This is a genomic window from Mycobacterium toneyamaense (genome assembly GCF_055384815.1).
Map to the genome: position 1 here is coordinate 6057755 of NZ_AP040333.1, position 11588 is coordinate 6069342.

Annotated in this window: 8 protein-coding genes and 2 pseudogenes; 1 reads left to right on the forward strand and 9 read right to left on the reverse strand. The window is 62.4% G+C overall.

Features of this window, described 5'->3' with window-relative positions:
• Positions 1 to 178 precede the first annotated feature (178 nt).
• Entirely contained in the window at positions 179 to 934 is a 756-nt protein-coding gene (locus ACZ5IQ_RS29220) for a hypothetical protein (protein WP_464480604.1), read from the reverse strand.
• 62 nt (positions 935 to 996) lie between these two features.
• A pseudogene (locus tag ACZ5IQ_RS29225) lies at positions 997 to 2145 on the reverse strand (IS256 family transposase); the annotation flags it as partial.
• Positions 2146 to 2224: 79 nt separating this feature from the next.
• Between ACZ5IQ_RS29225 and ACZ5IQ_RS29230 the strand changes: the two are divergent.
• Positions 2225 to 3372, forward strand: a protein-coding gene (locus ACZ5IQ_RS29230) for an IS3 family transposase (RefSeq protein WP_110783817.1) whose coding sequence is annotated in 2 segments (ribosomal slippage) — positions 2225 to 2492 and positions 2492 to 3372 — 1149 coding nt in all. Because the reading frame shifts where the segments join, the coding sequence is not laid out codon by codon here.
• Positions 3373 to 3421: 49 nt separating this feature from the next.
• On the opposite strand, the pseudogene ACZ5IQ_RS29235 reads toward ACZ5IQ_RS29230, so the two are convergent.
• The 7 genes and pseudogenes from ACZ5IQ_RS29235 to ACZ5IQ_RS29265 form a co-directional block, all read right to left on the reverse strand.
• Positions 3422 to 3601: pseudogene (locus ACZ5IQ_RS29235) on the reverse strand (IS256 family transposase); the annotation flags it as partial.
• A 108-nt stretch (positions 3602 to 3709) separates the two neighbouring features.
• Complete coding sequence (locus ACZ5IQ_RS29240; protein ID WP_464480605.1) at positions 3710 to 4087, reverse strand: hypothetical protein; 378 nt, start codon at positions 4085 to 4087, stop codon at positions 3710 to 3712.
• A 179-nt stretch (positions 4088 to 4266) separates the two neighbouring features.
• Positions 4267 to 5580 (reverse strand): IS256 family transposase, encoded by a 1314-nt coding sequence (locus ACZ5IQ_RS29245; RefSeq protein WP_463820627.1) that lies wholly within the window; start codon positions 5578 to 5580, stop codon positions 4267 to 4269.
• Between the two features lie 111 nt (positions 5581 to 5691).
• Positions 5692 to 6075: a hypothetical protein gene (locus tag ACZ5IQ_RS29250; protein ID WP_464480606.1), complete on the reverse strand. Its 384-nt coding sequence runs from the start codon at positions 6073 to 6075 to the stop codon at positions 5692 to 5694.
• 249 nt (positions 6076 to 6324) lie between these two features.
• Entirely contained in the window at positions 6325 to 8634 is a 2310-nt protein-coding gene (locus ACZ5IQ_RS29255) for an AAA family ATPase (RefSeq protein WP_079608656.1), read from the reverse strand.
• Between the two features lie 242 nt (positions 8635 to 8876).
• On the reverse strand, positions 8877 to 10925 hold the full coding sequence (locus ACZ5IQ_RS29260) for an ATP-binding protein (protein ID WP_464480607.1): 2049 nt from the start codon (positions 10923 to 10925) through the stop codon (positions 8877 to 8879).
• A gap of 141 nt (positions 10926 to 11066) precedes the next feature.
• Positions 11067 to 11531: a hypothetical protein gene (locus tag ACZ5IQ_RS29265; RefSeq protein WP_207558573.1), complete on the reverse strand. Its 465-nt coding sequence runs from the start codon at positions 11529 to 11531 to the stop codon at positions 11067 to 11069.
• Between the last annotated feature and the right edge of the window lie 57 nt (positions 11532 to 11588).

Here is an 11588-nt window from a genome sequence, read left to right on the forward strand (position 1 = left end):
TGAGCAAGAATGCGAGCGCCAGGCCGCACGGTCGATTTCGGGGCACTTTTACCCATCGGCGGCGGTACCTCTTTCGCGACGCTCTCTGCCAAACGCGCCCGTAACGAACCTGTCGGTCATTCGGTGGTCATGTCAGATGGGATTTGCACATCAAGTATGAGAAGTCGCAGCAGTGGCTCTAGGGAAAGAACAGCTCGAGTTCGTTGCGGTGACCCGCGGGCAGCTTCGTGAGATCAGCGGCGAAGCCGCTGATGCGGGCAAGGCCGCGCGGCTGCGAGATTCCGATTGCCTGCGCCAGCAGCCGATCAGATTCGGCAGCGTCGGTGGTCCACTGCCCGCTGAGTGCGTAGGCCAGTGATGAGTGCACGGGAAAACGACTGTGGCGCAGTCTCTTCACTAGTTCTAGCCCGCGTCGGCGATCGTGCAGATGATAACTGTACATTTGCGCCAACTCGATAGTCGCGGCTTGAGCGGCGAAGTGGGCCATGGGTTCGAGTTGGTGCAGTTCGCGCAGGAGATTGGCTGCGCGAACGTAATTGGGAATCTGTTGATGCTGCCGCAGCGCGGTGAGCCGCACCGTGAGAATGTCAGCTACGCCGGACTGGTTGGCTTCGGCTCGGAATCGGTCGTCAGCGGCATCCAATAGATCGGTGACAGCGTCCATGCGTGTCGCATCGAAGCCTGGTGGCGCGCTGGCGATGAGAAGACAGGCCTCGATGTAGTCGGCCCAGGCCATCCACCGGGTGTTAGTGATGTTGGCCAACGGCCGGAAATGATCGTCGAGGGCTGCGCGCACGTCCGGGTAATGACCGGCCCACAGTAAGGCGTGGCACCAATGCAGCGCCGCGTTGCATCTCACGGCGTTGTTCTTTGATCGCGGTTCAAGGACCGCGCGCCGAGCTTGGACGATAACCTCGCCAACATCGCCGCGCATCTTTAGTGCCGCCAGCCGAAGACCTAACGGAGGAATTGTCAATACCTGTGGATCGGCTTGTTTCAGGCGACCTCCGTTCCAGTTGATTCGGTCGGTGCCGAGTCCGCCGACGGGGTGATGTCGGTGGGTCGCTCGAGCAGTTTGCCTTTGTGGAAGATCGCGCCGGCCCGGACCAGAGCGACCAGGTGCGGTGCGTTGACGGCTCGCCAGCGGGCTTGCGCGGCGTCGATCAGCTTGTAAGCCATGGCCATTCCGGCGACGCGTGAACCCGGCCCCTTGGTCACCTTGGTCCTCAAACGTACCGTGGCAAACGTTGATTCGATCGGGTTGGTAGTGCGCAGATGGACCCAGTGCTCGGCCGGGTACTTATAGAACTCCAGCAGCACATCGGCGTCATCGACGATCTTGGCGACCGCCTTGGGGTACTTGGCGCCGTAGTCCACCTCGAACGCCTTGATCGCCACCTGCGCGTGGTCGATATCCTCGGCGTTGTAGATCTCCCGCATCGCCGCGATCGCCCCCGGATGAGCCGACTTTGGCAGGCAGGCAAGAACATTGGCCTGCTTGTGAAACCAGCACCGCTGCTCGCCGGTGGCCGGGAACACCTCACGCACGGCCTTCCAGAACCCCAGGGCCCCATCGCCGACGGCCAGCACCGGTGCGGTCATCCCGCGACGTCGGCACGACCGCAACAGATCAGCCCACGACTCGGCCGACTCCCGGTACCCGTCGGTGAGCGCGACCAGCTCCTTGCGGCCGTCAGCGCGCACACCGATCATCACCAGCAAACAGAGCTTCTCCTGCTCCAGGCGCACCTTGAGATGGATGCCGTCGACCCACAGGTAGACGTAGTCGGTGCCCGACAGATCACGGGCCTCGAAGGCCTTGGCCTCGTCCTGCCACTGCGTGGTGAGTCGGGTGATCGTCGTGGCCGACAAGCCGGCACCCGAGCCCAGGAACTGCTCCAACGCCGGACCGAAATCACTGGTCGACAAGCCATGCAGATACAGCAACGGCAACACCTCGGTCATCTGCGGCGACTTGCGCACCCACGCCGGCAGGATCGCCGAGGAAAACCGTTGCCGCTCACCAGTGTCCGGGTCAACACGTTTGTCATTGACCCGCGGCGCGGTCACACTCACCGCGCCCGCCGCGGTGAGCACCTCGCGCTCGCGGTGATAGCCATTGCGCACCACCAGCCGGTGCCCGTGGCGTGTTCCCTGTGAATGAGTCCAGCGTGTTTTAGAGTCCCGTGGCCCGGTTTCGGGCCGAGAAGGGACGATGAGATACATGGCTGGACGCAAGGGGCATTCCGCGGAGGACATCGTGCGCAAGTTGCGCCGCGCGGACGAGTTGGCTGCCGAGGGCAAGACTGGCGAGGAGATCGCCGCCGAGCTGGGCGTATCGCCGGCGACGTTGTACAACTGGCGCCGCGCCTACGGCGGGATGGACACCGACGCCGCCCGCGAGCTCAAGGAGCTGCGCGAGCAGAACGCCCGCCTCAAGCGGCTGTTGGCCGAGGCTGAGCTGGAGAAGGACGCGTTGCGGGAGGTTGCGAAGGGAAAATTCTGAGCCCAGCTGCCAAGCGCCGCGCCGTGGACATGCTCAAGGACACCTTGAGCATGTCGGAACGGTTGGCGTGCAAGGCCGTTGGGCTGGCCCGCTCCACTTACAGAAACCTGCCGATGGCGCTGACCCCGTCCGATCCGGACGCCGATATGCGGGTTTGGTTGCGCTCGTACGCCACCAAACACCCGTGTCATGGGTTCCGGCGTGCCTGGGCGGCGTTGCGGTACGACGAGCGCCGTGAGGTGAACAAGAAGAAGATCCACCGGCTTTGGCGCGAGGAAGGTCTGCAGGTGAAGGTCACCTCGCCGCGCAAGCGGTCGGGGGTGTCATCGTGCCCACCGGAGGTCATCGCGGATGCGCCGAAGGTGGTGTGGGCCATCGATTTTCAGTTCGACTCCACCGTCGACGGCAAGGCCATCAAGATCGCGTCGATGCTTGACGAGCACACCCGTGAGTCGCTGCTGAACATCGTCGAGCGGTCGATCACCGCGCAGCGACTGGTGGCCGAGTTGGAGAAGGTGTTCGCCGCGGCCGGCGGGCCGCCGATGGTGTTGCGGATGGACAACGGCCCTGAGTTCATTTCGGCTGCGCTGCAACAGTTTTGCGACGGCAAGGTCGGGTTGTCCTACATCCCGCCGGGCACGCCGTGGAACAACGGCTACATCGAATCGTTCAACAACCGACTACGCAAGGAGTGCCTCAACCGCAATCACTGGAACACCCTGATGGAGGCCCGAGTGGTGATCGGGGACTTCAAGGCTGACCACAACCTGCGGCACCGGCACTCGGCGCTGGGCTACCGAACACCCGCCGAGTACGCTGCCGTCTGTACGTGCAGTCACACCCCGATGGCCTGCGAAATCAACTGAATCTGGATCAACAAACCCGACTCTAATTCCGGGTGGACTCAGAATCGGGGACTCGCCACCCGTTCTCATCAAGCTCACCGGCATGAGCCTCGATGTAGGCGGCGACCTCAGCCCGCAACGCTGCGGCCAGCATCTGGCGGGCACCGTCGCGGACAATCTCATCGAGCAACGACCGCGACGAGCCAGCATCCTCGTTGGATGAATCCGCATCGTGAACTACCGTGAGCATGGGCGTACCTTCCCGAACCAGCGCGCCAACGCCGGCTCTTGATCAGACCTTCGACATTCAGATCATCCTCGGGAAGGTGCGCCCTTTCCTACGCCGCCTCGCCGAGGCTCATCCACAGGTTCTGATCATTGCTCCGACAAGCTCCACGCCGGGTTCAACTTCGGCTTCGGGGTCCATCATCGATTCGATCTCGTCGTCATCGCCCCAGCCATGATTCCTGCCGATGCTCACCTCACCGATGTCTATCCATTCCGGGGGCGGACCGTGACGGTCGTAGGCGTTCCACGCCAATTCATAGTCGCTCTGCAGTGACGCTGCAATGAGCCGAAGCACCGCGAGGACGTCAACCGGCTCAACAGGCTCAGGTGGTGGGGGCGCTGGGCCAAAGTACTTCTTAAGCATCTCCTCTTCGGCTTTGGCGCCGCGTTGCTTCCATATCTGGATATCGCTCTTCGCATGGCCTAGTGCCACGGCGGTCTTGACCACGTCGTCTTCGTTGCCACTGAGGAAGACGATGGATCGCGGCTTACCGTTGGCCCGGTCTAGTGCACCTCGTACCCAGGCGGAATCGGCGGCACCAGTTCGTACACCGGCCTTCACGGAGCCGGGGCCAGTGCCCAGGATCTGGTCTCGAGATATTGTCAAGACCTGTGGATCGGTGAGTTTCAGGCGACCTCCGATCCGACGGTTTGAGGTTCCGCCGTCGATACTTCGGGGGTGATGTCGATGGGCCGTTCGAGCAGTTTGCCCTTGTGGAAGACAACGCCGGCACGGACGAGGGCAACTAGCTCGGGGGCGTTGACCTTGCGCCAGCGGTTCTGGGCGGCCTCGATGAGCTTGTAGGCCATCGCCAGCCCGGCCGCACGCGAGCCCGGCCCTTTGGTGACTTTGGTCCTCAAACGCACTGTGGCAAAGGTACTTTCGATCGGATTCGTAGTGCGAAGATGAACCCAATGCTCGGCCGGGTACTTGTAGAACTCAAGGAGGACATCGGCGTCGTCGACGATCTTGGCGACCGCTTTGGGGTACTTGGCGCCGTAGTCGACCTCGAACGCCTTGATCGCCAGTTGGGCTTTGTCGATATCCTCGGCGTTGTAGATCTCCTTGAGTGCTGCCAGCGCTCCCGGATGCACCGACTTCGGCAGCGCGGCAAGAACGTTCGCCTGTTTGTGCCACCAGCAGCGTTGTTCTCGGGTGTCGGGGAATACCTCGCGTATCGCCTTCCAGAATCCCAGCGCGCCGTCGCCGACCGCGAGCACCGGTGCGGTCATGCCGCGGCGGCGGCAATCACGCAGCAGATCGGCCCAGCATTCGGCCGATTCTCGGAAGCCGTCGGTCAGGGCGACGAGCTCCTTACGACCGTCGGTGCGGACCCCGATCATCACCAGCAAACAGAGTTTCTCCTGTTCAAGGCGGACTTTGAGGTGGATTCCGTCTACCCACAGGTAGACGTAATCGGTGTCGGATAGGTCACGCGCCCCGAAGGCTTTGGCCTCGTCCTGCCACTGCGCGGTCAGCCGGGTGATCGCTGACGCCGACAGTCCCGCACCGCTGCCCACGAACTGCTCCAGGGCGGGGCCGAAATCACCGCTGGACAGCCCATGCAGGTACAGCAGCGGCAACACCTCGGTCATCTGCGGCGATTTGCGCACCCAGGCCGGCAGGATCGCCGAGGAGAACCGGCACCGCTCACCGGTGTCGGCGTCGATCCGCTTGTCGTTGACGCGCGGGGCTTTGACCGGCACCGCGCCGGCTGCGGTGAGCACGGTCCGCTCGTCGTGGTGGCCGTTGCGCACCACCAGGCGGCGCCCGTACTCGTCGACCTGATCGGTGAACTGCGCAATATAGGCGGCTACTTCGGCCTCCAGCGCCGCGGCGAGCATCTGGCGGGCACCGTCACGAACGATCTCATCGATCAACGACCGGCCCGAATCGGCGTTGTCGTTGGACTCATCGACGTCGTGAACTACCTTGAGCATGGGCGTACCTTCCCGAACCAGCGCTCCAACGCCGGCCCTTGATCAGAACCACTTGGACCTTCAGATCATCCTCGGGAAGGTGCGCCCTTTCCTACGCCGCCTCGCCGAGGCTCATCCACAGGTTCTGATCATTGCTCTCCGGTCTCGCAAGCCGGCTACTGCTGCTTCGCCGGTCAACCCAAGAACCACCATGTTGGGAATATCGGCGAAAGTCTTGAGAAACACGTCTGCGATCTGCGTACTGTCGAGGTCTGATAGTGATCGGTCCCCGGCGAGGCCAGCTTGGCGCAATCGCCTGTGCATCTGCCTCTCCGCCGTGAGATCCTCCCAGGCGTGTATTGCAAACTCCAGCACGACAACCTCTGAGATCCATAGCTCGGCCCCGCGTGCTTCGAGGCCAGTGGCTAGACGCACGACATCGCCGATATTGAGACGGCCCTTATCGAGAAAGGAAGCGTCGAGTACCGCAGCCTTGGCCCACTCAATATCGCTCACGCGGTCCATCTTGTCATCGAGACCGAGCCGGGCTATCAAACCTCACAAGTTGCGCTGAGAGTTCAGACGCCACCTTTTCCAGCGGTCAGCATTAGTGGTCGATGAGTTTTCGCCGAGACACAGAATCTACGCCCGAGGTAAGCACTCAATCGTCTGCCGCGCATCGGGATGACTCGTCGTCGCTACTGCCACCCGACCGCCGACTGATCGTTGAGATTGGCGCCGCAAGTGTTTCGTCACCAAGCTCTGTCAGGATTCCTGCTGCACCGCATTCGTCGCTCCGTAGCTGAGAGTAAAAAGCCGATCCCGGAATAGCTCCGGCTCATCCAGCATTGAACGGGGATCGTCGGATAATTTGAAGTCACGGCGGATCGCGCGTATTCCTTGCAGCACCGCGTCGGCCTCGGCAGCTTCGAGGGGAAGCTGGGCATGCAGCGACTCCAGCAACGACACCGCATCGGTTTTCCGGATCCTGCCCGGATGATCCTTGATGAAATTCTTTCGAAGCCGGTTGATGACGGTCGAGATCCTCGCCTGCGCATGCTCGCGCATGGCCTCGCGTTGCCTCATCTCGATGTGCGCTAGAACAGGCTTAAAGTTCGTGTAGAACTCCTGCTGCAGTTCGGGATCGGCGTCCTTCGCCAGCGCAAGATCCACCACACTCCGGGCGAAGGGCAGCTTCTCGAGCTCAAGCGCCCTGGCCAGTTCGCCCGCAGTGCTGGCCGCGACCGCAGCGTCCGTCAGTAACTTGAAGAGCCGCTGTCCACGTTTCGGTTTCACGTCTACCCACGCAGATTTGAAGGCCTCCGCCTGGTCGACGGGCAGCACTGCCTCCGCGATCCGCAAGACGGCTCGATTAGCGAAAGCGACGGGCACAAGGTCCTCAAGTTCGACAAGCCCGGGTCGCCGTTCGCCGTCTGCGGTGTCGGCGACGGTGAAGATAAGCGAAGGCGGAAGCAGTCCCTTAATCGCCTTCACGTCCTCAATCGCCGCGCGGCCCTCGCCGTCGTCGTCGACCATTACGAGGACTGCCGGTTTGTCTTCGTCGCGTCCGCGGGCCAGGTGAACCATGTACGCGATATTGCGAGCACCTCCGCATGGGACGAGCGTCAGCGTGTTGAGGTCGAGCGCGTTGCCGCTGGGCGCGACCCTCCGGGCCACGGCGCTGGCTCCGGCGAGCAGAACCGGATCAGCTTGGCCCTCTAGCATCAGATTGCACGAACTGATGAACGTCGTCTCGGCGACAAACGCGCCCAACGCAGATCGCAGCGGCTCATAGTGGTTACGCCCCACGTTCTTTACAACCCGTGTGCCCTCCTCGTTCTCGCCCTTCTCCAGGACTCGAATTCGCTCGGCGTGGTTCTTGTCGATCAGGAACGGGGAGTGAGTGACGTAAACGACCTGGACCGGGGCCGCGGTATCAGTGTCCGGGTAAGCGAACGCTTCGAAGATCCGCAAGAGATCCTGTTGTCCCGAGTTAGAAAGGAAGGCGTCGGGCTCGTCCATCAGCAGGATCTCGCCCTTGCTCCGGTCGTGCGACAGGTACTGGACGAAGTAGCTTAGGAAGTATTGGAGGCCCTGGCTGCGCTCCCCGAATGTGTAGTCTGTGCCCGTCCGGTCGCGGATCGTAAACACCAGGTCGAAATCGCGCAGTCGCAGTTGCAGGGAGAAGTCGCTGTCTTGGGTCCACCACCGACGGAAATTGAGACTATCGGCCAGTTTCCGGTTGAACTTCTTCACGAGGGCCTCGGCGTAACCCTCTGAGATCGAGATCGCGGCTCCAAGCTCACTGAACTCGTCCTCGGTAATTCCGGCGACGTCGAGGAGGAGCCGCCGGGCAAGATTCCACTGTTCGAGCAGCCGGTCGCTGGGCGGGTCATCGGCCCCGTCGTACACCGGCCTAGATTCACCTGAAGGCGGAGTATCCAACGACCCGGGGTTGCGGCGCAGGAAGGACATCCGGTCGAGCCATCCCACGCGGGTCCGACCCGTCCGGGATGTGTCGCCGGCCAGGTAGGCGATCTCGACGCTGTCCGGAAGCGGTACTCGTGCGTCGATTCGAAACGAACGTGGCAGCGTGAGGCCAGAAAGCGTGTCGTCGACCTCAACGGATTCTTCGCCCACGTAGACGACCGTTCTGTTATGAAATCTGAAGAGGTGGAAAGAGTCGATCGTCTCCACATCCCATTTGGTCAACGCGAGGAGGGCAGAGAGCTCTTTCTCGGTGAGATCATTGAACTCGCCACCGAATTCGGGCAGGCTCGGCGCTGCTTCCTCCGCAAATTCTGTCGAATACCTGCAAAAGTCGCGCCTGACGAACCCCTTGCCGGTCAGCAGCGCCTCGATCGCGTATAGCAGCTGGCTCTTGCCTGCCTCATTCGCGCCGACCACAGTGGTGACGTCGGGTTCCATCGGGATGCGCACGAAGGGGAAGAACAACTCGTCATCACCGATGAGATCCCACGGGTTCGGCGTCGAGGTCGTGTCCTCCCTACTCTTGCGCAAATAGTCAAAATTGAACGAGCGGTAGAACCGCACGTACATGGTCGAGAGTTTCACTGATCCCCCCAGAATGCGTAGCCTGACCCGATCCCCGATGGTATTCCGAGGCACCGACACGACCGCGCCGTTGAAACAACTCAACCCTCGGCGACCGAGATGCCGGCCCCTGCCGACGCCTGCTACTCACCGCGAAGAGGTGTGCGCATTCTCCGACGTGACGAACCAGTAGAACCAATTGGCGATATCGGACCATCAAGTGTGTGCAGAGAGGCCCCAGCAGGTGACTGATCGTGCCATGCCTACTCTTCGCGGATTGGTGATGCGGTGCTCTGTGCCCCGGCGTCCGGCGGCGGCTGTTGAGTCTCTGCCGGGCACGCCTCGGGAGCCGCATTGCCCTCCGCCAGGAGACCTTCGGGGATGACGTCGCCGTGGTTGCGTCGGAGGTAGTCGCGTGCGTCTTCGAGCGAAGGGTCATGTTGCAGGCTCTTCTGGAAGTAGTCGAGCCTGCGCTTGGCGTCGTTGATGATCTGCCCCCAGTCCCGGACCCAGACTCTGACCCGGGCGCCCGGGGCCTCCGGCAAGTCTGGCTCGAACACCACGCCCTGCTCGCGGCCCCGCTGGTTGGCCTCCTGGCGCACATCATCATCAAGCTCGCTTGTGACGAGCCAGAAATCCCACTGTGTTGTGCTGCTGGCGAACCGCGGATCCTTTGCGACCGCCTTCGCATAAGACTTGATCTGGTTCAGCTCGGTCATGCTCGCCACTACTTTGGGAGCCTTCAGCTCCACCACCAAGTGCCTGTTGCGGTCATGCTCGGTTGCCGCGGCCGACAACAGGAGATCGAGGCGACCTACCGTGCCATCAAGGCGTTTTACCGGGGTTTTGTCGGCGCGGGCTTCTCCAAGGAGTTCGAGGTGTCGGTCCAGAGCCGCACTCAGGCCCCGTTCGCTGACCATGAAGTTGTATTGCTCGCCGAACACCCACAGCTCGCGCTCCAAGATGCGGTGCAGGTGCTCGCGCTCTCCAACCATCTTGTGCGCCTCGGGATCGAACACCATCAGGTCGAGGGCGCGCAGAAACTCCAAGCGGTTGGTGACGTCCGTCGAGGCCCGAATCACCCGCGAGAGCCCGGTGTTACGCAGAAGACGGTCGAGTTGTTCGCGGTCTTCCGCCGGTAGGCCAACGTACTCATCGAGCAGGGCACCGACATCGCCCGGGCGCTGCTGTATCGAGTCCTTGAGCAACCCCAGCGTCAGGCGCTTCTTACTCTTTTCTTTGGGGATGTGCCGCCGGATCGATGTGGCTACTACATCGAACGTGGCTCGCTCGACCTTCTCCTCCTCCGAGGAAGGCTCGCCTTCGTAGGGGTACACATTGCCTGACTTCCACTCCTCCACAAGTTCGCGGCGCCGCTCGGCGCGTCGAGCATCGAGATAGTCATCGAGAACTTGGTCGAGTTCCTTGAGCAGGACACCCAGAACGGTCGGCGTAGTCTCCATCCGGGCGACGGGCCACTGGTCGTGATGTTCGGGCATCGCATCCCAGAGCAGGTAGGCCGAGTAGGTGAAGTCCGGGCCCGGCGCGGCGTCGAGCGTGTCTACGACAACCGCATCTGCATCGCAGAGATGAACCACCCGCTCCTTGGCCTTGAACCACTCAATGACGCGCAGCTTCGCATGGTGCACGGTGCCGTCGTGTTCCCACTCGACCGGAAGCAGAGTATCGCGGGCGATGTTGTCCGCGGGTTGGATGCGCTGACCGTCGTAGGTGACCTCCACCCCGGTATGGCTTATGAGATACGGCGCCAGCGTCGTACCAATTCGTTCCGCAGCCGCTTCACGATCGAGCGGATCCAGGGACTCCTTGCCCTCACCGACAAATCGTGTCCCCGTGTCGACACTCGTCTCGATCGGGTCGGAGACCTCGACATCCGTGCGACTGATTGCGCGGGCGCGGATGACCGTCTGAACCCGTTTGCCGTCGATGCGGTCGCCGACGGTCTCCCAAGTCACCTGTGTACCCAGCGCGAAGGCGCGGAGCCGACCCTGGCCGGAGCGCCCGTGCAGCGGCCGCCTCTCGCCTTTGCTGCGCAGGGCAGTCCTCTTCCACGAGTTGCCGACCCACTTGAACTCGGTGGCGATGTCTTCCGGCGCCATGCCGTGACCATCGTCAGTGACCTCGGCCCCGACCACGACGTCAGTCTCGTTCCGATGCAGCACCACGGTCACGTGGTGCGCGTCGGCATCGAGGCTGTTCCAGACGAGTTCAATCACGGCCCTAACCGGATCGTTCTCGTGGGCGAGCTTCTGGACGTGATCGTCGCCAGCTTCGAGTCGATACGTCTTCACGCGCGTATCGTGCCAGGCGGCACAGACACGCGGTGCGCAGACCTGATTCGTCGCAGTTGCATCCGATACCTGGCTCGCGCCCGCAGCCATTCTTCAAGTCGTCGTGATCGCCCCACCCCCTAGGGCGGGCGCCTCCCGCTGTCAGTGTTGTTCGACTGCGCCGCCCTTCCTTGCGACGCTGAGGTAGCCGAGAGGCTCCCCGCACGGCACACAAAGAGTCTTGAACCACTCCCTGCGCTCGCACATTTCGCCAGGGTCTCCGCAGAGCTCGCAGGTGACGGCCGACACACGAGCTGCTTGATCGGTGATGGCGTCGAAGGCCTCCCACTGCTCAGGCGTCAGTTCTGCATCCGACGTGCAGTAATAGTTGAGCGTTCCGTACTTTTGTTTGACTTGGTGCACAACGTAGTCCGGATCGATAGCGACGAGTTGTTCATGACAGGCGACGACGATTGGATACCAGCCTGGTCCATGGCTGATCTCGCGTCCCCACCGCTGCGGGATGCGGCGCAGGATGCGCTCCAGTGCGTCCGCATGTGCGCCAGCGTCGTCGGGAGCGAATTGCGCGGGCCGGGGCATTCCGCGGCTGAGGTCGTGTCCAGTCATCGCAGGTACGTCTATCACGAACTTATGCCGTCCCGTACCTGATCGACGCCCAGTCCA

Coding starts and splice junctions, on each gene's coding strand:
- ACZ5IQ_RS29220 (WP_464480604.1), bottom strand. CDS start 934: ATGCGCGGCGATGTTGGCGAGGTTATCGTCCAAGCTCGGCGCGCGGTC.
- ACZ5IQ_RS29245 (WP_463820627.1), bottom strand. CDS start 5,580: ATGCTCAAGGTAGTTCACGACGTCGATGAGTCCAACGACAACGCCGAT.
- ACZ5IQ_RS29265 (WP_207558573.1), bottom strand. CDS start 11,531: ATGACTGGACACGACCTCAGCCGCGGAATGCCCCGGCCCGCGCAATTC.